Origin of the sequence: Pseudomonas arcuscaelestis (assembly GCF_016881005.1) — a bacterium.
Lineage (GTDB): Bacteria > Pseudomonadota > Gammaproteobacteria > Pseudomonadales > Pseudomonadaceae > Aquipseudomonas > Aquipseudomonas arcuscaelestis.
Map to the genome: position 1 here is coordinate 63,107 of NZ_JACOPV010000016.1, position 19,259 is coordinate 82,365.

Annotated in this window: 22 protein-coding genes and 1 riboswitch; of the genes, 17 read left to right on the plus strand and 5 right to left on the minus strand. The window is 60.0% G+C overall.

Annotated features, from left to right (window positions below):
- Positions 1-36 precede the first annotated feature (36 nt).
- A complete protein-coding gene (locus H8F21_RS23035; protein WP_203543037.1) occupies positions 37-615 on the minus strand; it encodes a hypothetical protein in 579 nt (192 codons plus the stop codon).
- Positions 616-764: 149 nt separating this feature from the next.
- A riboswitch (cobalamin riboswitch) is annotated at positions 765-987 on the plus strand.
- Between the two features lie 165 nt (positions 988-1,152).
- On the opposite strand from H8F21_RS23035, the gene cobO reads away from it, so the two are divergent.
- From cobO to H8F21_RS23105, 15 genes are all read left to right on the plus strand, one after another.
- Entirely contained in the window at positions 1,153-1,764 is a 612-nt protein-coding gene (gene cobO, locus H8F21_RS23040) for a cob(I)yrinic acid a,c-diamide adenosyltransferase (protein WP_136474990.1), read from the plus strand.
- Entirely contained in the window at positions 1,761-3,056 is a 1,296-nt protein-coding gene (locus tag H8F21_RS23045; RefSeq protein ID WP_203585402.1) for a cobyrinate a,c-diamide synthase, read from the plus strand. The genes cobO and H8F21_RS23045 overlap by 4 nt, the downstream gene beginning before the upstream one ends.
- Entirely contained in the window at positions 3,053-3,700 is a 648-nt protein-coding gene (bluB, locus tag H8F21_RS23050; protein WP_203479650.1) for a 5,6-dimethylbenzimidazole synthase, read from the plus strand. The genes H8F21_RS23045 and bluB overlap by 4 nt, the downstream gene beginning before the upstream one ends.
- The gene (cbiB, locus tag H8F21_RS23055) at positions 3,700-4,608 is read left to right on the plus strand and encodes an adenosylcobinamide-phosphate synthase CbiB (protein ID WP_203585403.1); all 909 of its coding nucleotides are present in this window, start codon (positions 3,700-3,702) and stop codon (positions 4,606-4,608) included. Before bluB ends, cbiB begins: the two co-directional genes overlap by 1 nt.
- On the plus strand, positions 4,601-5,593 hold the full coding sequence (gene cobD / locus H8F21_RS23060) for a threonine-phosphate decarboxylase CobD (protein ID WP_203585404.1): 993 nt from the start codon (positions 4,601-4,603) through the stop codon (positions 5,591-5,593). Before cbiB ends, cobD begins: the two co-directional genes overlap by 8 nt.
- Complete coding sequence (locus tag H8F21_RS23065; RefSeq protein ID WP_203585405.1) at positions 5,590-7,044, plus strand: cobyric acid synthase; 1,455 nt, start codon at positions 5,590-5,592, stop codon at positions 7,042-7,044. Before cobD ends, H8F21_RS23065 begins: the two co-directional genes overlap by 4 nt.
- 1 nt (position 7,045) lies before the next feature.
- Positions 7,046-7,567 (plus strand): bifunctional adenosylcobinamide kinase/adenosylcobinamide-phosphate guanylyltransferase, encoded by a 522-nt coding sequence (gene cobU / locus H8F21_RS23070; protein ID WP_203585406.1) that lies wholly within the window; start codon positions 7,046-7,048, stop codon positions 7,565-7,567.
- A complete protein-coding gene (cobT, locus tag H8F21_RS23075) occupies positions 7,564-8,619 on the plus strand; it encodes a nicotinate-nucleotide--dimethylbenzimidazole phosphoribosyltransferase (protein WP_203585407.1) in 1,056 nt (351 codons plus the stop codon). The genes cobU and cobT overlap by 4 nt, the downstream gene beginning before the upstream one ends.
- On the plus strand, positions 8,616-9,185 hold the full coding sequence (gene cobC / locus H8F21_RS23080) for an alpha-ribazole phosphatase family protein (protein WP_203585408.1): 570 nt from the start codon (positions 8,616-8,618) through the stop codon (positions 9,183-9,185). Before cobT ends, cobC begins: the two co-directional genes overlap by 4 nt.
- A 1-nt stretch (position 9,186) precedes the next feature.
- A complete protein-coding gene (locus H8F21_RS23085; RefSeq protein ID WP_203479643.1) occupies positions 9,187-9,915 on the plus strand; it encodes an adenosylcobinamide-GDP ribazoletransferase in 729 nt (242 codons plus the stop codon).
- A 99-nt stretch (positions 9,916-10,014) separates the two neighbouring features.
- The gene (locus H8F21_RS23090; protein WP_328824533.1) at positions 10,015-11,178 is read left to right on the plus strand and encodes a glycoside hydrolase family 5 protein; all 1,164 of its coding nucleotides are present in this window, start codon (positions 10,015-10,017) and stop codon (positions 11,176-11,178) included.
- A gap of 53 nt (positions 11,179-11,231) precedes the next feature.
- Positions 11,232-11,636, plus strand: coding sequence for a MarR family winged helix-turn-helix transcriptional regulator (locus tag H8F21_RS23095; RefSeq protein WP_203479641.1), 405 nt, complete (start codon positions 11,232-11,234; stop codon positions 11,634-11,636).
- Positions 11,637-11,698: 62 nt separating this feature from the next.
- Positions 11,699-12,901 carry an MFS transporter gene (locus H8F21_RS23100; protein ID WP_203543030.1) on the plus strand — a complete coding sequence of 401 codons (1,203 nt, stop codon included), beginning with the start codon at positions 11,699-11,701 and terminating at the stop codon, positions 12,899-12,901.
- Entirely contained in the window at positions 12,898-13,020 is a 123-nt protein-coding gene (locus tag H8F21_RS29805) for a hypothetical protein (protein WP_256658329.1), read from the plus strand. The genes H8F21_RS23100 and H8F21_RS29805 overlap by 4 nt, the downstream gene beginning before the upstream one ends.
- Before the next feature lie 44 nt (positions 13,021-13,064).
- Positions 13,065-13,622 carry a glutathione peroxidase gene (locus H8F21_RS23105; RefSeq protein WP_136475003.1) on the plus strand — a complete coding sequence of 186 codons (558 nt, stop codon included), beginning with the start codon at positions 13,065-13,067 and terminating at the stop codon, positions 13,620-13,622.
- Positions 13,623-13,631: 9 nt separating this feature from the next.
- On the opposite strand, the gene H8F21_RS23110 is transcribed toward H8F21_RS23105, so the two are convergent.
- Positions 13,632-13,895 carry a DUF2798 domain-containing protein gene (locus H8F21_RS23110; RefSeq protein WP_203585410.1) on the minus strand — a complete coding sequence of 88 codons (264 nt, stop codon included), beginning with the start codon at positions 13,893-13,895 and terminating at the stop codon, positions 13,632-13,634.
- A 115-nt stretch (positions 13,896-14,010) separates the two neighbouring features.
- Here H8F21_RS23110 and H8F21_RS23115 point away from each other — a divergent pair, with 115 nt between their 5' ends.
- Positions 14,011-14,946, plus strand: a complete 936-nt coding sequence (locus H8F21_RS23115) for a LysR family transcriptional regulator (RefSeq protein WP_203585411.1) — start codon at positions 14,011-14,013, stop codon at positions 14,944-14,946.
- Positions 14,947-14,983: 37 nt separating this feature from the next.
- On the opposite strand, the gene H8F21_RS23120 is transcribed toward H8F21_RS23115, so the two are convergent.
- From H8F21_RS23120 to H8F21_RS23130, 3 genes are all read right to left on the minus strand, one after another.
- Positions 14,984-16,249, minus strand: coding sequence for an OmpP1/FadL family transporter (locus H8F21_RS23120; RefSeq protein WP_203543027.1), 1,266 nt, complete (start codon positions 16,247-16,249; stop codon positions 14,984-14,986).
- A 147-nt stretch (positions 16,250-16,396) separates the two neighbouring features.
- Positions 16,397-16,879: a hypothetical protein gene (locus H8F21_RS23125; RefSeq protein ID WP_203585435.1), complete on the minus strand. Its 483-nt coding sequence runs from the start codon at positions 16,877-16,879 to the stop codon at positions 16,397-16,399.
- Between the two features lie 718 nt (positions 16,880-17,597).
- Complete coding sequence (locus H8F21_RS23130) at positions 17,598-17,822, minus strand: hypothetical protein (RefSeq protein ID WP_203479620.1); 225 nt, start codon at positions 17,820-17,822, stop codon at positions 17,598-17,600.
- Between the two features lie 953 nt (positions 17,823-18,775).
- On the opposite strand from H8F21_RS23130, the gene H8F21_RS23135 reads away from it, so the two are divergent.
- Complete coding sequence (locus H8F21_RS23135; RefSeq protein WP_203479619.1) at positions 18,776-19,204, plus strand: tetratricopeptide repeat protein; 429 nt, start codon at positions 18,776-18,778, stop codon at positions 19,202-19,204.
- Positions 19,205-19,259: the final 55 nt, after the last annotated feature.

Genomic DNA, 19,259 nt, shown 5'->3' on the forward strand with positions numbered 1-19,259 from the left:
AAGTAGAGGGGGTCAGCCAGGCAGAGGTTCCTTCAATTACGCCTGCTTGAGCAGCAGGGCTATGCCGGGATGATACTGCCCGGCTTCGTTGTGCAGTTTGCGGTAGGCGTAGGGGAAGTACCAGGCCACCGCACAAGCGGTATGTTTTTGCAGGTCCTCGACCAGGTCCTGGAGTTCTTCAGGACTGGCGTGCTGCCCGGCTTTCCAGGGGCTGGCAAACAGGGCTGCGATTTTCAGTTGGCTGGGGGCGGCAACGTAGCGGGCGACGGCGACGCTCTCCTGCAGGGCGTTGTTCAGGTCCAGGCGGCCGATGCGTGGCCAGCGTTGGCTGGCTTGCAGGTAGGCGGCTTCATCCTGGCTGGCGATGTACAAGTCGCAGCGCCCCTCACGTTCACCTTCGTCGCGCTGTTTTTTGCTCTGATGATGTTGCAAGGTCACAAGCTCAGCCTGCCAGGCGGCGGTGGAAAGCAGGCTCAGGTTGGCTTGGGCGCCATGCCAGTATGGAGCTTCAGCGTCGCCCAAGATCTGATTGAAGCGGTCGATACAGGTCACCCAGCGTTCCAGGACGGGGCGCAGGAATTCCAGGCGCGCGTTATTGATGATCAGACCTTGCATGTCGCTCTCCTTGTATCTGTTGTAATTGAGCATAGCCATGATGTGGCCATTTGATATCACTGCTGATACGTTGACACAAGAGCCGGTGGGCGTCATTGACCCACGCCGGTACTGCGCCTTTCATTGACGCTCCGGGTGCAACCCTCTAACCTTCGCGACTTGTTTCAGGTGCTCTGTGGGCTACGGCCTGGCAGGGTGAAACAGGGAAGCCGGTGGGTGCGCAAACGCGTGCGAGTCCGGCGCTGCCCCCGCAACGGTAAATGAGTCAAGGCCGCGCACGGCCACTGGGTAATCGAGCCCGGGAAGGCGCGCGATCCCGGGTATTGGTACCCACTCACAAGCCCGGAGACCGGCCTGTTACAGCCAACGGCATCACGGAGGGTGATGCGCGTACTCTTCGGCCTGTGCCGCAGCCCCGCGCAATTCTCCGTTTGCCATATCCATTCATCTGTCGCCTGGTCATTACCTCGAAATTCGTGCAGCGCTGCGCTGCAGGAATCGTCGTGCAACGGCTGACAGTGGTTTGCGGAGACTTCGATGACTGAATCCACCGAGCGTGACGAACGCCACCTGGCACGAATGCTGCGCAAGAAGGCAGTAATCGACGAGCGTATTGCCAACTCGCCTAACGAATGCGGTTTGCTCCTGGTGCTCAGTGGCAACGGCAAGGGCAAGAGCAGCTCGGCCTTCGGCATGCTTGCCCGGGCGATGGGCCACGGCATGCAATGCGGCGTGGTGCAGTTCATCAAGGGCCGCAACAGTACCGGTGAAGAGTTGTTCTTCCGGCGCTTCCCCGAGCAGGTGCGCTATCACGTGATGGGCGAGGGCTTCACCTGGGAAACCCAGGATCGCCAGCGCGACATCGCCGCGGCCGAAGCCGCCTGGGCGGTATCCCGTCAATTGCTGCAGGACCCTGCGATCACGTTCGTCGTGCTCGATGAGCTGAACATTGCCCTCAAGCATGGCTACCTCGATCTGGAACAGGTGCTCAGCGACCTGCAGGCGCGTCCGCCAATGCAGCACGTGATTGTCACGGGGCGCGGTGCCAAGGATGAAATGATCGAGCTGGCTGACACCGTTACCGAGATGGGCATGATCAAGCATGCTTTCCAGGCGGGCATTCGTGCGCAGAAGGGCGTTGAGCTATGAGTGATACGCGTCACTGCCCGGCGGTACTGATTGCCGCCCCGGCCTCTGGCCAGGGCAAGACCACCGTGACTGCCGCCCTGGCTCGACTGCACCGTAATCAAGGGCGCAAGGTTCGCGTGTTCAAGTGCGGTCCGGATTTTCTCGATCCGATGATTCTGGAACGGGCCAGTGGTGCGCCGGTGTATCAGTTGGATCTGTGGATGGTCGGTGAGCAGGAAAGCCGGCGGCTGCTTTGGGAGGCAGCAGGTGATGCCGACCTGATTCTGATCGAAGGCGTTATGGGCCTGTTCGACGGCACGCCTTCGAGCGCCGACCTCGCGCGTCATTTTGCCGTGCCTGTGTTGGCGGTGATTGACGGCACGGCCATGGCTCAAACCTTTGGCGCCCTGGCGCTGGGGCTGGCCCGTTATCAAGCCGATTTGCCCTTTGCCGGGGTGCTGGCCAATCGCGTTGGCACGCTGCGCCACGCACAATTGCTCGAGGGTAGCCTGACTGAAGGGTTGCGCTGGTATGGCGGACTGTCGCGGGAAACCGGCATCGAGCTGCCGAGTCGGCATCTGGGCCTGGTCCAGGCCAGTGAGCTCAATGACCTGGACGCTCGCCTCGACGCCGCAGCGTCAGCCCTGGCGGCCAGTTGTGAATCGTCGCTACCGCCGGCAGTGGCTTTTGCGGCGCCGACCGTTGAGGCCATCGAGCCTTTGCTCGAAGGATTGACCATCGCCGTGGCCCGTGATGAAGCATTTGCGTTCACCTATGGTGCCAACCTCGATTTGTTGCGGGCCATGGGTGCAGCGCTGACATTCTTTTCGCCACTGCATGACCACACCCTGCCGCCGGCGGACAGCCTTTACTTGCCCGGCGGCTACCCGGAGCTGCACCACCAGGCGTTGGCCGCGAACACCTCGATGCTCACTGCGATTCGCAGTCATCATCAGGCCGGCAAGCCTGTGCTCGCCGAATGTGGCGGCATGCTTTATCTGCTCGATGCCCTGACCGATGTGGCCGGTGAGCGTGCCGAACTACTTGGCCTGCTGGAGGGCGAAGCTGTGATGCAGAAGCGCCTCGCGGCACTGGCCCTGCAAGCGGTCGAGTTGCCCGAAGGCACCTTGCGTGGGCACACCTATCATCACTCGCTGACCACCACCTCACTGGCGCCAATCGCCCGGGGCCTGAGTCCTAACGGCGGGCGCGGTGCTGAAGCGGTCTATCGCAGTGGTCGGTTGACGGCCTCCTATGTGCACTTCTATTTCGCCTCTAATCCCCAGGCTGCGGCAGCATTATTGAAACCATGAGCGACCATGCCTTCACCGACGCCGAGCGCGCAGCGGTCTATCGAGTCATCGGCGAACGCCGCGACATGCGTCACTTCATCCCGGGTGAGGTAGCGCCCGAACTGCTCGGGCGTCTGCTCCAGGCAGCCCATCAGGCACCCAGCGTCGGCCTGATGCAGCCATGGCGCTTTATTCGTATCACCGACCGCGAGCTGCGTCAGCGCATCCAGGGCTTGGTGGAAACGGAGCGCGTGCGCACCGCCGAAGCACTGGGTGAGCGCTCCGATGCGTTCATGCAGCTCAAGGTCGAAGGCATCAGCGACTGCGCCGAACTGTTGGTAGCGGCCTTGATGGATGATCGCGAAAAGCACATTTTCGGTCGTCGCACGTTGCCGGAGATGGACCTGGCTTCACTGTCTTGTGCAATCCAGAACCTCTGGCTGGCCGCACGTGCCGAAGGGCTGGGCATGGGCTGGGTGTCGCTGTTCGAGCCCCAGGCCCTGGCCGAACTGTTGGGTATGCCGGCCGGCGCCAAACCGCTGGCGATTCTCTGCCTGGGTCCGGTCCAGGCGTTCTACCCGGCGCCTATGTTGGTGCTCGAAGGCTGGACCACGGCGCGACCGTTGAGCGAAATGTTGTTTGAAAACCAGTGGGGAGAGTCTTGATGAGCGTGGCGTTGCTGACCGTAGCCGGGGTGGCGCTGGATGCGTTGTTGGGTGAGCCCCAGCGTCGACATCCGCTGGTTGCGTTTGGCCGTTTGGCCAAACGCCTGGAGCAGCGCTTCAATGCGGCTGGCCGTGGCTGGCGCAGCCATGGGGTCACTGCATGGTTCCTGGCGGTGATTCCCTTGACCCTGGTGGCCACGCTGCTGTCCTGGCTGCCCTATATCGGCTGGTTGGTGGAAGTGTTGGCGTTGTACTGCGCCTTGGGGCTACGCAGCCTCGGTGAGCACGTCACCCCGGTGGCAGACGCACTGCGCAATGGCGACCTGGATGAGGCACGCCGTCGCGTGGGCTTTCTGGTCAGCCGCGAAACCCGCGAGCTGGACGAAACCGCGGTGGCGCGTGCAGCGACCGAGTCGGTGCTGGAAAACGGCAGTGATGCGGTGTTTGCCGCGTTGTTCTGGTTTGTCGTGGCGGGAGCGCCAGGCGTGGTGCTCTATCGCTTGAGCAACACCCTCGATGCCATGTGGGGCTATCGCAATGAGCGCTTCGAGCGTTTCGGCTGGGCGGCCGCCCGTATCGATGACCTGCTCAACTATATTCCTGCTCGGCTGGTGGCGCTGACGTATGCATTGCTGGGCAAAACCCGTCTGGCCCTGTCGTGCTGGCGCCGTCAGGCACCGTTGTGGGACAGCCCCAATGCCGGCCCGGTCATGGCCGCCGGTGCTGGTACCCTCGGCGTGGAGCTGGGCGGTCCGGCTGTGTATCACGGTGAGCTGCATGAGCGTGCGCAACTTGGCCAAGGCCCGGTGGCCGATGCCGATGCGATCGATCGTGGCTGGCGCCTGGTTTGCCAAGGCGTGTGGTTATGGCTGCTGCTGTTGTGCCTGGGAGCGGAATTCTATGCTTGAACACGGTGGTCGGCTGCAGCGCGCAGTGCAGCAATACGGTATCGCTCGGGAGCAGTGGCTGGACTTGTCCAGTGGTATTGCACCCTGGGCCTATGCCATTCCAGACATTCCGCTGCGCGCCTGGGCGCGCCTGCCGGAAACCCATGATGGCTTGGAGCAGGCAGCGGCTGATTACTATCGAGTCCGCCAGGTGCTGCCGGTAGCGGGCTCTCAGGCTGCGATCCAGGCCTTGCCGCAGCTGCGCGGCCGTAGCAATGTTGGCGTCCTCTCGCCGTGCTATGCCGAACATGCCCAGGCCTGGCGTCGTGCCGGGCATCAGGTCCTGGAAGTGCAGGGCGATCGAGTGGACGACCTGCTCGACAGCCTGGATGTGCTGGTGGTGGTCAACCCTAACAACCCCACCGGCTGTTTGTTCAAGGCTGGGCAGTTGCTGGAATGGCATGCACGTCTGGCCCGGCGCGGCGGTTGGTTGTTGGTCGATGAAGCGTTCATGGACAACACGCCGCAACACAGTATTGGCGCCGAGGCGGAGCAAGCCGGGCTTATCGTGTTGCGCTCCTTTGGCAAGTTCTTCGGTCTTGCCGGCGTGCGTCTTGGCTTTGTGTTGGCAGAGACGGCACTGCTGCAGCGTCTGGCTGAACTTCTGGGGCCGTGGACCATTAGCGGGCCGACCCGCATTCTCGCTCAGGCCTGCCTGCTCGACAGTGCTGCGCACCCGCGTCAGATCGCCCTCTGTGCCGCTGCCAGCCAGCGTTTGGCAAGCATGCTGACGACGGTAGGTCTGGTCCCGGCAGGGGGCTGTGACCTGTTCCAGTATCTGCTCATCGACAACGCCGCGCAGTTGCATGAATTCATGGCGCAGCGCGGTATTTTGCTGCGTCTGTTCACCCAGCCGTCCAGCTTGCGATTGGGTCTGCCTGCCACAGAGGCAGACTTTCAGCGCCTGGAGCAGGCGCTCAATGAATACCGCCAGGAGCACGCATGAGTACCTTGATGGTGCAGGGCACCACCTCCGATGCCGGTAAAAGTACCCTGGTGACCGCGCTGTGCCGCTGGCTGTTGCGCCAGGGCGTGGCGGTGGTGCCATTCAAACCACAGAACATGGCGCTCAACAGTGCGGTGACTGCCGACGGTGGCGAAATTGGTCGCGCCCAGGCTGTTCAGGCGCAAGCTGCTGGCCTGGCCCCGCACACCGACATGAACCCGGTGCTGCTCAAGCCCAACAGTGATACCGGGGCGCAGGTGATCGTTCACGGGCGCGCGGTCACCAGCATGAATGCGGTGGCTTATCACGACTACAAGGTTATCGCCATGCAGGCGGTGCTCGAGTCTCACCAACGATTGAGTGCGCAGTATCCGGTGGTGATGGTCGAAGGTGCTGGCTCGCCAGCGGAAATCAATCTGCGTGCCGGCGACATCGCCAACATGGGCTTTGCCGAAGCGGTGGACTGCCCGGTTATCCTGATTGCCGATATCAATCGCGGTGGTGTTTTCGCCCACCTGGTGGGCACCCTGGAGCTGTTGTCGGCCACTGAGCAGGCGCGGGTCAAAGGTTTTGTCATCAACCGTTTTCGCGGCGACATCGCCTTGCTGCAACCCGGCCTGGACTGGCTCGAAACACGTACCGGCAAGCCGGTGCTGGGGGTGTTGCCCTATGTGATGGATCTGCACCTGGAAGCTGAAGACGGCATCGACCAGCGCCAGGGTGAGAAAGCGGCGCGTGCGCTGAAAGTGATCGTGCCGGTACTGCCGCGCATCAGCAATCACACCGACTTCGACCCGTTGCGCCTGCACCCACAGGTCGACCTGCAGTTCATCGGCCCCGGTGAGTCCATTCCACCCGCCGACCTGATCATCCTGCCAGGCTCCAAAAGTGTGCGCGGCGATCTGGCGCAATTGCGTAGCCGCGGCTGGGACCAGGCGATCAGTCGTCATCTACGTTATGGCGGCAAAATCCTGGGTATTTGCGGCGGCCTACAGATGCTCGGCCAGCGCGTGGACGACCCATTGGGGCTGGAAGGGCAGGCCGGCAGCAGTGACGGATTGGGCCTGCTCGATTTTGTCACGGTGCTCGAAGCAGAAAAGCAATTGCGCAACGTGGCTGGCACCTTGCAACTGGAGCAAGCGCCAATCAGCGGTTATGAAATTCATGCCGGTGTAACCCGCGGTGCAGCGCTTGAGCATCCGGCTGTGCTGCTGGCCGATGGCCGTAGTGACGGTGCTATCAGCGCCGATGGCCAGGTTTTGGCGACCTATCTGCATGGCCTGTTCGAGAGCCCGCAATCGTGCGCGGCATTGTTGCGTTGGGCGGGCTTGCACGAGGTCGAGCACGTCGATTATCAGGCGTTGCGCGAACGGGACATCGAGCGCTTGGCTGACCTGGTCGAGCAACACCTGGATACCCCACGCCTGCGTCAACTGTGCGGAATGAACTGACATGCTCAACCTGATTCTTGGCGGCGCCCGTTCCGGGAAGAGCCGCTTGGCCGAACAACTGGCCGAACGCAGTGGCCTGGCGGTGATTTACGTTGCCACCAGCGAGCCGCTGGACGGTGAAATGAATGCCCGGGTGCAATTGCACCGTGAGCGCCGGCCAGACAGTTGGGGGCTCATCGAAGAACCCCTGGCCCTGGCCCAAGTGCTGCGCGCCAATGCCAGTGCCGAGCACTGCCTGTTGGTCGATTGCCTGACTTTGTGGCTGACCAACCTGCTGATGCTGGACAACCCGCAGCGTCTGCTTGCCGAGCGCAGCGCATTGCTGGAGTGCCTGGTTGAGCTGCCGGGCGAAATCATTCTGGTCAGCAACGAGACTGGCCTTGGTGTCGTGCCGATGGGCGAACTGACCCGACGCTATGTCGATGAAGCCGGCTGGCTGCACCAGGCAATTGCCGAGCGCTGCCAGCGGGTGGTGCTTAGCGTTGCCGGCCTTCCCCTTACGTTGAAAGGAACTGCACCATGAATCACACCTGGTGGCTTGATGCCTGCCGTGCTGTTGATCAGGCTGCCTGCGATCAGGCGTTGGCACGTCAGCAGCAATTGACCAAGCCGGCCGGCTCCCTCGGACGCCTGGAACGGCTTGCCGTGCAACTGGCCGGCCTGCAGGGGCAGCTCAAGCCACGGCTTGATAGTGTCAGTATCAGCATTTTTGCCGGTGATCATGGGGTGGTTGCCGAAGGTATCTCGGCGTATCCCCAAGCGGTTACCGGGCAGATGCTGCAAAACTTTGTCGGCGGTGGTGCGGCGATCAGCGTGCTGGCCCGTCAGTTGAATGCTCAACTGGAAGTGGTAGATCTGGGGACAATTGATCCCGATCTGAATCTGCCGGGTGTACGTCACTTGCGTGTGGGGCCGGGCACGGCGAATTTTGCCAAGGCGGCGGCGATGAGTCGGGCACAGGGGCTGCAAGCCATGCAAGGCGGCCGAGACAGCGCACTACGAGCGGCTGCCAGCGGCGCCCAGCTGTTTATCGGTGGCGAGATGGGCATCGGCAATACCACCGCCGCCAGTGCCCTGGCGTGCGCCTTGCTCAAGTGCCCGGCCAGCGACCTCAGCGGTCCTGGTACCGGCCTGGACGCTGCTGGCGTTGCGCACAAGGCGCAGGTAATCGAGCGCGCACTAAAGGTGCATGCGCATCTGTCCGATGATCCATTGCGGCAATTGTTCTGCTTTGGCGGCTTCGAAATCGCGGCATTGGTGGGCGCTTATCTGGGCTGTGCCCAGGCTGGGGTTGCGGTGCTCATTGATGGCTTCATCTGTACCGTTGCCGCATTGGTGGCTGTACGAATCAACCCCGCGTGTCGGGACTGGTTGTTGTTCGGTCACTGTGGCGCCGAACCTGGACATCGTCGGGTGCTGGTTGAATTGAAGGGTGAGCCGGTACTGGAGCTTGGCCTGCGCCTTGGCGAAGGGAGTGGCGCGGCACTGGCGGTTCCGGTGTTGCGCCTGGCCTGTGATCTGCACGGGCAAATGGCGACCTTCGCCGAAGCTGCGGTGGCGGACCGTCCGGCATGATTATCGATTTGCTGCGTCACGGCGAAACCGAGTTGGGCGGCGGCCTGCGCGGCAGCCTGGACGATGCGTTGACAGCCAAGGGCTGGGAGCAGATGCAGGCGGCAGTCGCCAGTGCTGGCCCATGGCATGCCGTGGTCAGTTCACCCCTGCAGCGCTGCGCGCGTTTTGCTCAAATGCTCGGCGAACAAAGGCGCTTGCCAGTGCAATTGGCGCCTGGATTGCGGGAGCTGCATTTCGGTGAGTGGGAAGGGCGTAGTGCCGCAGACTTGATGGTTACCCATGAGCAACAGTTGGGTCAGTTCTGGTCAGATCCCTATGCCTATACCCCGCCTGGTGGCGAGGCTGTCATCGACTTCGCTAGCCGTGTGTTGGCAGCCATTGCCGATTTGCCTCGTGAACATGCCGGCAAGCCTGTATTGCTGGTTACCCATGGGGGCGTGATGCGTTTGCTGCTTGCACGGGCCAGGGGCTTGCCCCGTGAGCAGTTGCTGCAGGTCGAGGTCGGCCATGGCGCCTTGTACCGCCTTGAGCTGCTAGCCGACGGTAATCTGCGGGAAGTGCACTGAAATGCTGGGGTTCTGGATTGCCTTGCAGTTCCTCAGCAGTTTGCCGGTGCGCCTGCCGGGCATGCCGTCAGCCGCGCAGATGGGCCGCTCGGTGCTGTTCTATCCACTCGTGGGATTGCTGTTCGGGGTATTGCTCTGGGGCTTGCACGCGTTGCTCGAAGGCAGTCCGGTGCTCTTGCATGCGGCCTTGCTCCTTAGCGCCTGGGTCGTGCTCAGTGGTGGCCTGCATCTGGATGGTCTGGCTGACAGCGCTGATGCCTGGCTCGGTGGCTTCGGTGACCGCGAACGTACCCTGGAAATCATGAAGGATCCGCGCAGCGGCCCCATTGCGGTGGTGACGCTGGTATTGGTGCTATTGCTCAAGTTTTGCGCGGTACTGGTGCTGGTGGAGCGCGGGCAAGGCGTGTTGCTGATACTGGCGCCTCTGCTGGGTCGAGCGTCATTACTGGGGCTGTTTCTCTGCACCCCTTATGTTCGGTCTGGTGGAATAGGCCAGGCCTTGGCCGATCATTTGCCGCGACGAAGTGCGGCATGGGCGCTCTTTGCCAGTTTTGCCCTGTGTTTGTGTATCGCAGGTCTGCAAGGTTTGTATGTATTGATCGTCGCAGGCGTAGCCTTTTTCTGGCTTCGTCGAGTGATGATTCGGCGCTTGGGTGGGACTACCGGCGACACTGCCGGTGCCCTCCTGGAATTGCTGGAGTTGGCGGTTTTGCTCGGTTTGACCCTGTAATTGCTTGTAATCAGGGCGTCATTTCCCTGGTCGAATTCAGGCGTATGCTCGCCCATTTCTTGGGCATGGAGGTGGCATATGCGAGGGGTGTTGAAGAGCATGCTGGTGGTGCTGTGCTGTTTTGTCGCCAGCGCCAAGGCTGCAGACCTGATCGACTTCTGGGATGCCCCCCGCCACGGCGGCAACAGTTTCAACCGACTGCCGCCTGATCAGGCGTATTTTCAGGCGCTCAGGGATTACGGGGCTACCTGGGTGCGTTTGTCTTATGACAAATGGCAGCCGGCAAATCGCGACTTTCTGTTGGGTGATGCAGATGGCTACGCAGGTTTGGCAGGGGCAGACCTTACGCAACTGCGCAAAGTGCTCGATGCTGCCCATGCTGCCGGACTCAAAGTTGTCATCGCACCGCTGTCGTTGCCCGGTATGCGCTGGGCGCAGAACAACAGCAATCGCTTTGACGACCGTCTCTGGCAGGACAAAGCCTGGTGGGATCAATCTGCGGCCTTCTGGCGCGACCTGGCCAGGCAACTCAAGGATCATCCGGCAGTCGCTGCCTACAACCTTATCAACGAGCCTGCGCCGGAAAAAATGGCCGGGCTGGCCGAGCACGCGCCAGCTGCCGCCATGCGCGCCTGGTATCAGCAACAGCAGGGTAGCGCCCGTGATCTGCCGGCTTTTTATCGGCATATCATTACGGCCATTCGTGAAGTCGACCCGCTGACCCCGGTAATGGTCGATGCCGGTTGGTACGCAGCGGCTGATGCCTTTGCCTATTGGCCGCAAGCGTTGGCGGATCAGCGAGTGCTGTACAGCTTCCATATGTATGAGCCCTATCACGCCACGAGCGCACCTAACCTGGCTCGCGCGAAGCCCTATGCTTATCCAGGGTCGGTCCCCTTTGCCGGGCAGACCCAGAACTGGGACAGCGCCAGGGTTGAGGCGTACCTGCAAAAGCCTTGGCAATGGGCGCAAGCACAGCAAGTGCCGGCCAATCGCCTGGTGGCCGGCGAGTTCGGCTGCATGCGGCGCTTGGCGGGGTGTCGGCAATACCTTGATGACGTGCTGGGCCCCCTTGATCGGGCAAAGCTGCATTGGGCTTTCTACAGCTTTCGTGAGGACAGCTGGGATGGCATGGATTACGAGTTGGGAGCCACCAAGGTGCCCTGGGCTTACTGGCAGGCGATAGAGCAGCAACTTCCAGACCCGTTGAAGCGTCAGGCCACGGGCGAGTTCGAACCGATTCGCAAGCGCTTGCAGCCGTAGCCCTAACAGGAAAATACTTGCTGTGAGGTTAATGCGGGTATATACACGTAATCATGTTGACCAGTGAATGCATCTGCACCCATCTGCGTCGTGCTGCCCGTGGGGTCAGTCGACACTATGACGAAGCGCTTGAAGGCTTCGGGGTCAATGTCGCGCAGTTTTCGCTATTGCGCCATTTGCGTCGTCTTGATCAGCCGAGTATTTCAACGCTGGCCGATGCCATGGGCCTGGACCGCAGCACCCTGGGTCGAAACCTGCGGGTATTGGAAGCTGAAGGGCTGGTGGCACTGGCAGAAGGTCGGGATCTGCGTAATCGCCTGGTGCTGCTTACTGACCAGGGCCAGGCCCGTTTGCAGTTGGCTGAGCCGGCGTGGGAAAAGGCCCAGGCGCGCATGATCGAGACCTTGGGAGCGGGGCAGCGTGATGAGCTGGTACGTCTGCTTGAGCTGCTTGCCTGATTTTCCCGACTTAAAACGGGTATATACCCGTTTAACCTTGCAGCGTAGTGGAGAAAACAATAATGACATCGGTATGGCGAACCAGTGGTTGGATTCTCCTGGGGGCCGCGTTGATTCTGGCCCTCTCACTGGGGGTGCGGCACGGCTTTGGCTTGTTCCTGGCGCCCATGAGTGCAGATTTTGGCTGGGGGCGAGGGGTTTTTGCCTTTGCCATTGCCTTGCAGAATCTGATTTGGGGGCTGGCGCAACCTTTCGCAGGGGCCTTGGCTGATCGCTTGGGCGCGGCAAAAGTAGTGATGGTCGGGGGGATTCTCTATGCCGTCGGCTTGGTGCTGATGGGAATGTCGGATTCGGCCCTGACCTTGTCGCTCAGTGCTGGCCTGTTGATCGGTATTGGCCTTTCCGGTACTTCGTTTTCGGTAATCCTGGGTGTGGTCGGTCGTGCCGTACCCGCCGAAAAACGCAGCATGGCCATGGGCATCGCCAGTGCCGCCGGATCGTTCGGCCAATTCGCCATGCTGCCCGGCACCCTTGGTCTGATTGGCTGGCTTGGCTGGTCGGCAGCCTTGTTGGTGCTGGGCTTGCTGGTAGCCTTCATTGTGCCGCTGGTGGGCTTGTTGAAAGATCGGCCGCTGCCCAGCCAGGGTGTCGAGCAGAGTCTTGGCCAGGCGTTGCATGAAGCTTGTTCGCATTCCGGCTTCTGGCTGCTGGCGCTGGGCTTTTTCGTCTGTGGTTTTCAAGTGGTGTTCATCGGTGTCCATATTCCGGCTTACCTGGTCGACCAGCATTTGCCAGCCACCATCGGCACGACGGTGCTGGCGCTGGTAGGGCTGTTCAATATCGTCGGGACCTATACTGCCGGCTGGCTGGGTGGGCGCATGTCCAAGCCGCGCTTGCTGGCGGCGCTGTATTTGCTACGTGCAGTGGTCATTGTGTTGTTCCTCTGGGCGCCGGTCACTCAGTTGAGTGCCTACCTGTTTGGCATCGCCATGGGCTTGTTGTGGCTGTCGACAGTACCCTTGACCAACGGCACGGTAGCGACGCTGTTTGGTGTGCGTAACTTGTCGATGCTCGGTGGCATTGTCTTCCTGTTCCACCAGCTGGGTGCATTCCTTGGCGGGTGGCTGGGTGGTGTGGTGTATGACAAAACGGGTAACTATGACTTGGTCTGGCAGATATCGATCGCCCTCAGCCTGATTGCAGCGGCGCTCAACTGGCCGGTGCGTGAGCGCCCGGTGGCGCGCTTGCAGGCGCAAGCGGCATGAGCCGCCTTGCCTTGCGCGGGGGCCTGGCGTTGGCCGCGCTATTGCTGTTGGCCCTGATCTGGTGGGGTTGGCACGAAGGTGGCTTGGCGCTGATGCAGTTGGGCATGGGCGTGTGCTGAGCGTATCCTGCAAGCTATAAGGCTTGATCAAAGGAGAGACGACAATGCGCGCACGCTGGATGTTGGTTCCGCTGTTCACCCTCATGGCTGCAGCAACGGCGCAGGCGGCCGGGTGTCCGGCGCTGCTTGAGAAGCAAGGCAGCTTGCCGGAACTGCGCGGCAAGGAGCAGATCGACTTGTGCGAGCGCTTTGCCGGCAAGCCGCTGGTGGTGATCAATACGGCCAGTTACTGTGGTTTTGCACCGCAGTTCGAAGGCCTTGAGAGCGTTTACAAGACCTACCACGAGCAAGGCCTGGAAATGCTTGGCGTACCGTCCAACGACTTCAAGCAGGAAGACGCTGACCTGGAAAAGACCGCCAAGGTTTGTTACGCCAATTACGGCGTTACCTTCACCATGACCAAGCCGCAGCCGGTACGCGGCAGCGATGCGACAGCGCTGTTCAAGGAGCTGGCTGAGCAGAGTAGTGCGCCGAAGTGGAATTTCTACAAGTACGTGGTCGATCGCCAAGGCAAAGTCGTCGCCAGCTTTTCCAGCCTGACCAAACCCAATGATCCCGAGTTCACGGCCGCTATCGAGAAGGCCATCGCTTCACAGCCGTGAATGGCTTGATCAGTGGCTGGGATGAACAGTCCAGGCCACCAGTTTGAGCACAATCGGGCGCACTACCAGAACGCAGGCGAAAGCGACCGGCATGGCGAGCTGATAAGCCTTGAACACATGGTGCAGGTAGTTGGCGTCGATGCCGGCGGTGGCTGCCGTGATCACGAAGCACATCAAAAAGGCCATGATGGCTGACATATAGAATGCAAATACATAAGGGGTGGCGCGCACGCCAAGCTTGAGTCGGCCAAGGCCGACCTTCTGTGTTGTCATGAAGACTCCTTGTTGATTATCGAGGTTGCAGACTAGCAAGCGCCATTGAGCGCAGGTAGACGAGGCGAGCTTAGGTCTTTATAAAGAAAACCTTACGAATGCCGGATTGATCTGCATGAACCTGCTGGGCTCGATTAAAAGTTTTATCAAAGTTGTCGAAGCAGGCAGCATCGCAGGCGGCGCGCGCACCCTGGGGTTGAGTGCGGCAGCTGTGAGCCAGAACATTGCGCGCCTTGAAGGTCACCTACAGGTCCGGCTGTTGTCGCGCACTACCCGGAGCATGGCGTTGACACCCGAGGGCACGCTGTACTACGACAAGGTCAAGCACATAGAGCGCGACCTTGAGCAGGCCTGTCTGGCGATCACCACGCCTGACAGTGAGCCTAAGGGGCGCTTGTGCATTGCTTCGACTTCGGCTTTTGGTCGCCATGCCGTGGCGCCGTTGATTCCTGAGTTCAGTGCTCGTTATCCGCAGCTTTCGATTGAACTGGTTACGAATGACAGACGCGTCAATCATGCTCAGGAAGGCGTGGATGTCAGTATTCGTATCACCCCGCAGTTGGAAGATGGCTTGCTGGCGCGGCACATTACCCGCGTACCTTTTATTTGCTGCGCCTCACCGGTTTATCTCGCCCAGGCCGGCTGGCCAGGTGCGCCGGAGGAACTCAAGCAGCACCGCTGCCTGGTGTTTCGTTATCCGGTAGACGGTCGATTCTTGCGATGGAGATTTGTCCGCGATGGCCTGCGTTTCGACGCTGAGTTCGGTGACGTGCTGATCAGTGACGACATCGACGTGCTTACCCAGATGGCCATCAACCATGGTGGAATCGCTCGCCTTGCAGACTTCGTCGCCCGGCCGTTGATCGAGAGCGGACAGTTGGTTGCGCTTTTTGAGTATTCACAACCTGATCAGGTTTATGTGCAGGCGGAGCCGATGGATATCTACCTGTGTGTCGCCGATCGTTTTGCCATGACGCCCAAGGTGCGGGTATTTATGGATTTTCTCCAGGAGCGTTTAGGCAACCTTTCGTTGCCCGATACGAGGGCATAAAAAAACCGCCCAAAGGCGGCTTTTCAACCAGTTGAAATCAGAAGCGGTAGGTAAGGGAGGCACCCAGACCGTGAGCACTGTTTTCATATTTGCCGCTGTAGGAGCCTTTGGTTGGGCTGCTCAGGTCAACCTTGGTGTCTTCTTCCCACAGGTAGGAATAGGCCAGGTCGATCGTCATGTCGTCTGTAGGGTTGTAACCGGCACCCAGGCTGAACACTTTACGATCGCCAGTTGGGATGCGCGGCGAGCGGTCGTGGTTGTTGGTTGGCGACTGGTCAACCGAGAAGCCGGCGCGCAGGGTCCATTCCTTGTTCAGCTTGTAGGCTGCACCAATGGCGTGAGCCCAGGTGTCATGCCAGTTCTGCTCTTCGCTAATCTGGCCAATTGCTGGTGCGAGTGGGCCAGGAACGCCTTTGTTGTTGACGGTGATGGCTTCCAGGCGGCTCCAGCGGGTCCAGGTGCTACCGGCGTAGAGAGTCCAGTTGGCATCCAGTTCGTGGGTAACCGAGAAGTCGACCGATTCAGGGGTTTTGATTTTCAGCGAAGCATCGAATTTGTTGCCGCTGAATGGACCAAAGCCGGAGCCGCTGATCTTGGTATCGCCTTCGAGTTTGTAATCGACCATCGAGTGGTAGGTCAGGCCAACGCGGGTGCTGTCGGTTGCTTGAACCAGGACACCGACGTTGTAGCCGATGGCCGTGTCGTCACCGGAAATTTTCACTTTGCCGTCATTACGGCCTAGCGAACCAGCGTTGAGTGCAGCGGATTCCAGGGTGCCATCAATACGGTTGATGGTTGGGCCGAAACCAATCGACACCTTGTCGTTGAAGGCATAGCTGATGGTCGGCTGCAGGGTGACGACTTGAACTTCGCTCTTGCTGCCGAAGTAACGGCCGGCAAAACCGCTTTCATAGTCGGTGACCAGGCCGAAAGGTACGTACATGCCGATACCGAAAGCCCAGTGCTCATCGATAGGCTTGACGTAGAACCCCATAGGTACGCCGACAAACGGCACCATGTCACCGTCGTTGCTACCACCGAAGGTGCCTTGGCCATTCTTGATGTCGGTTTTGGCAATAATGGCTGCGCCACCAACGGTGACTTGTTCGCGCTTGAGGCGCGACATACCGGCAGGGTTGCCGAATACAGTGCTGGCATCATCGGCAGATGAGGAACGCCCCGCAAAGCCTGTGCCCATACCGCTGACGCTTTGTTCGTTGAGGGCAAAGCCACTCGCGAACAGTTGAGTCGAAGCAAGCGTGACGGCCAGGCCAAGAGAGGTTTTGAGCATTACTTTTTTCATTATTAGAACTCCTTGATATCTCCGGGGCGAAAATTACCAACATTTGGCCCGTAGCGCTATAGCGCCGTATCGCAGGAGATAGAGCGGTTTTGTAGGACAATCCGACCAGATTTGTGGGGTTTTTCTGAATATGGAAAATGGTGATTGCTAGCAGGCTTGGAGCGTCACCTGGGCGATGCAGTTTTGCCAGGCGCAGGTGAAGTCGCGCAGGCGCCCTTGAGGGTGAAAAGTTTGGCGCCAAATTCGCGCCAGGCCCAGCAGGTCGTCGGCAGCAGGAAGTGGGGGGGCTTGTTCCTCGATGAGCATCCAGGCAATGGCTGTGGCGTAGCGAAGGTTGACCGTCAGTTCCAGGTGCGGGCCGCTGAGGAAGGCGTGCTGGCTGGCCAGGCCACGGACCAGGCTGGCAAGTTCAGGGTCGCGGGCCAGGAACTGATCCCAGACGCTTTGGTGACGCATTTCACCGATACGGTAGAGGCCGTGGCCGCGTCGATCATGGAGCGCGGAGCCGAGGGCGGATTGGCTGGCGGCAACACCCAGCAACAATGCTTCAGCGCTTGCGCAGTGACGGCCCAGGTAGATCAGGGTCGGGCGGATGACAAATTGGCTCAACTCGCTCGCGGCGATACCCATAACACCCTCGAACATTGGTTTGGCCGGCGGACACTGGGGCTTGGCAGCTGGTGAGTCGGTCAGGCCCGCCGGAAGCGGTGATGGCCGCTTGAGTTGAAGTGTAGTGTCATATTCGCGGTGTAAAGGCCTGTTTTTAAAACATTTGCAGCTTTTGGTTATAAATCATATGCCGTGTGGTGATTAGCGCTTCGCTTGCTATGGGCATAAAAAGGGTTCTTCGTGTTATCCCTGGTGGGTGATTCTGGGAGTGGACTGGGCTGGGCTGGGATTTGAGGCTTATCCATTCAGTGCGGCGCCGCTGTCGGCCCCTTCCGCCCTTACGGCGGGTCCCTTTTGTCTTGGCAAAAGGAACCAAAACCGCTTGCTCCTGCATACGGCCCTACGCTGCGCTTCGGGTCCCCTCGCTACGGCACCTTCCAGGGCCACGCGGCCTACGACTTGCTTCGCCAAGTCTACGTCTCGCGTCTTCGGCTAACGCCGAAGGTGCTGCGCACCGCCCCTACAGGCACCTCCACTCGGCCTGCTGAAGTCGCACTCCGCGGCGCCTGAGCTGACGTGCATGAAGATCAAGGCCAAGATCAGGATCAGGATGTGGATAAGCTCGCAGGCTCAATCCCCAAGCTGTCCAGCCAGGGGTTGTAGTCGCCGGGATTGCGTAACGACTTATAAAAAAGCCCCGCGAGAGGGCGGGGCTTGAGCTGCTGCAGCGAAGCGTGAATCAGGCCACCAAGGCCTGACGGGTACGCTCGATAACCGCCTGAAGCGGTGCGGACTGGCTGTACTGCTCGGGGTACAGACGCTCGCTGTGACGGGCAATGCCGTGCTCGTTGACCAGGGTGAAACTGAAGCTGCCTTTGCGCGATGCCATGATCAAGCAGTTCAGTGGCGCAAATGCCTGGGATAGGGTGCGAATCGCAGCCTGAGTATGGATAGAGTTAGTCATAGTTATTAGATGTTCCTGCAATAGACACGGTTTCGATCCGTGCACACTTAAAACGTTCCAGTAACGCCGGGATTTAGTCGGGGCGAAGAACCTGACTGGAACAGAGCAGCCAGTTTTGGGCGCATTTATTATGTGGCGCTGGGGCTGACTGGTAGGTACGTCGGAGGGCAGGCAACACACCGGGTCGAGGTTCTATGCCACGGGGTGAGGATCCTGATCAATCTGCAGGTTGGTTCGCTCAGAGTAATAAGTGATTTACCTGGGAACCATCAAGTGGGCCGGTCCTTGTTTCAACAGGTGCGGCTTCAGGGTGAAGTGGACCTGTAAGGACTGCTTTGGCCAGAATTGACTTTCAGCTTGGTACTAACGGCAGCAAGACTACCGCAATGGCTGTGTCTTGGCAAGGGTGTATGGCTTTTCATTCGGGGAGCCGGCCAGTATCTCGTGTTTTTGCCACGCTGTGAAGGCCTGTGTAACGGGTGAAACGCCGCGAACGTGTCAATTTCGTGCAGGGAAGTGCCTTTCTGTACGGAGGTTGTACACACTTGGTGCAGCGGCTGTCACAGCTTTGCAACAGCAGGGGGGGAGACTGCCAATGACTTGGCTGAACTCTTAAGTCAATGAAAAAAAACACTAATTTTAGCTGGTGAAAAAATCGTCAGTTTGAGCCAAAGCCCCGTTTCATGGGGGTTTGCGGCCCCTTGAAGGGGGTTGTCCACCGAGTTATCCACAGCTTCTGTGGATTGTCCCGAGCGCTTGCTCTAGGACGGGCGTGCCAGGTTTTTCCGATCTGTCTGACAATCTGTACGCAGGCATCCGTCAGCTGAAAAAGCGTTGTCTAACGTCAATAAATAAACTTGGAAATATTTTGTAAAAAGTATCCGTGAGGCTCGGGCCATTGTCGGAAAAATGGAGTAGAGTGGCGCGCCTCTCGAATTGCCTTCGCTGTCGTTATGAAGTTTCGCGCCAAAATTCCTGCAATTTCTTCAGTTCCCCCGCCTGTGCCTGAGCCAAAGCGCTTCTCCTTGAAGGTTGCCTTGTGGCTGCTCGACAGTCCGCGCCTGGGGGACAATCCGAACGTCAAGCATTTTGCTGGGCGCTTGCTCAAGCAGCCGGCGCGCCAGGGTGTGGTTGTAGCGCAAAGTCGACTTGGGCAGATGCTTTGTCGCGATTGTGGCAATGCTCGCGACCGGCGTATCGGCCACGACCTGTTGCGCCAGGCTGCTCGTGCTGGCGACCGGCGTGCCCAGCTTGAATTCGGCCGTCTGTGTGCGCTACCGCAGCACAATGAGCCCGAGCAGGCACGCTACTGGCTGGAGCAGGCTTCGTCCCAGGGGTCGCAGGAAGCCAGGCGCTTGCTCAAGCAATTGCCCGATGCCTGACGCGGCGCAGCGCCAAGGCTGGTAAGCTCAGGCGCTGATTTCAGGTGGGAGTGTT

Coding starts and splice junctions, on each gene's coding strand:
- cobO (WP_136474990.1), top strand. CDS start 1,153: ATGACTGAATCCACCGAGCGTGACGAACGCCACCTGGCACGAATGCTG.
- H8F21_RS23130 (WP_203479620.1), bottom strand. CDS start 17,822: ATGACTAACTCTATCCATACTCAGGCTGCGATTCGCACCCTATCCCAG.
- H8F21_RS23110 (WP_203585410.1), bottom strand. CDS start 13,895: ATGACAACACAGAAGGTCGGCCTTGGCCGACTCAAGCTTGGCGTGCGC.
- cobC (WP_203585408.1), top strand. CDS start 8,616: ATGATTATCGATTTGCTGCGTCACGGCGAAACCGAGTTGGGCGGCGGC.
- cobT (WP_203585407.1), top strand. CDS start 7,564: ATGAATCACACCTGGTGGCTTGATGCCTGCCGTGCTGTTGATCAGGCT.
- H8F21_RS23095 (WP_203479641.1), top strand. CDS start 11,232: ATGTTGACCAGTGAATGCATCTGCACCCATCTGCGTCGTGCTGCCCGT.
- cobU (WP_203585406.1), top strand. CDS start 7,046: ATGCTCAACCTGATTCTTGGCGGCGCCCGTTCCGGGAAGAGCCGCTTG.
- H8F21_RS23125 (WP_203585435.1), bottom strand. CDS start 16,879: ATGGGTATCGCCGCGAGCGAGTTGAGCCAATTTGTCATCCGCCCGACC.
- H8F21_RS23115 (WP_203585411.1), top strand. CDS start 14,011: ATGAACCTGCTGGGCTCGATTAAAAGTTTTATCAAAGTTGTCGAAGCA.
- cbiB (WP_203585403.1), top strand. CDS start 3,700: ATGAGCGTGGCGTTGCTGACCGTAGCCGGGGTGGCGCTGGATGCGTTG.
- H8F21_RS23085 (WP_203479643.1), top strand. CDS start 9,187: ATGCTGGGGTTCTGGATTGCCTTGCAGTTCCTCAGCAGTTTGCCGGTG.
- H8F21_RS23045 (WP_203585402.1), top strand. CDS start 1,761: ATGAGTGATACGCGTCACTGCCCGGCGGTACTGATTGCCGCCCCGGCC.
- cobD (WP_203585404.1), top strand. CDS start 4,601: ATGCTTGAACACGGTGGTCGGCTGCAGCGCGCAGTGCAGCAATACGGT.
- H8F21_RS23090 (WP_328824533.1), top strand. CDS start 10,015: ATGCTGGTGGTGCTGTGCTGTTTTGTCGCCAGCGCCAAGGCTGCAGAC.
- H8F21_RS23065 (WP_203585405.1), top strand. CDS start 5,590: ATGAGTACCTTGATGGTGCAGGGCACCACCTCCGATGCCGGTAAAAGT.
- H8F21_RS23100 (WP_203543030.1), top strand. CDS start 11,699: ATGACATCGGTATGGCGAACCAGTGGTTGGATTCTCCTGGGGGCCGCG.
- bluB (WP_203479650.1), top strand. CDS start 3,053: ATGAGCGACCATGCCTTCACCGACGCCGAGCGCGCAGCGGTCTATCGA.
- H8F21_RS23120 (WP_203543027.1), bottom strand. CDS start 16,249: ATGAAAAAAGTAATGCTCAAAACCTCTCTTGGCCTGGCCGTCACGCTT.
- H8F21_RS29805 (WP_256658329.1), top strand. CDS start 12,898: ATGAGCCGCCTTGCCTTGCGCGGGGGCCTGGCGTTGGCCGCGCTATTG.
- H8F21_RS23105 (WP_136475003.1), top strand. CDS start 13,065: ATGCGCGCACGCTGGATGTTGGTTCCGCTGTTCACCCTCATGGCTGCA.
- H8F21_RS23035 (WP_203543037.1), bottom strand. CDS start 615: ATGCAAGGTCTGATCATCAATAACGCGCGCCTGGAATTCCTGCGCCCC.
- H8F21_RS23135 (WP_203479619.1), top strand. CDS start 18,776: ATGAAGTTTCGCGCCAAAATTCCTGCAATTTCTTCAGTTCCCCCGCCT.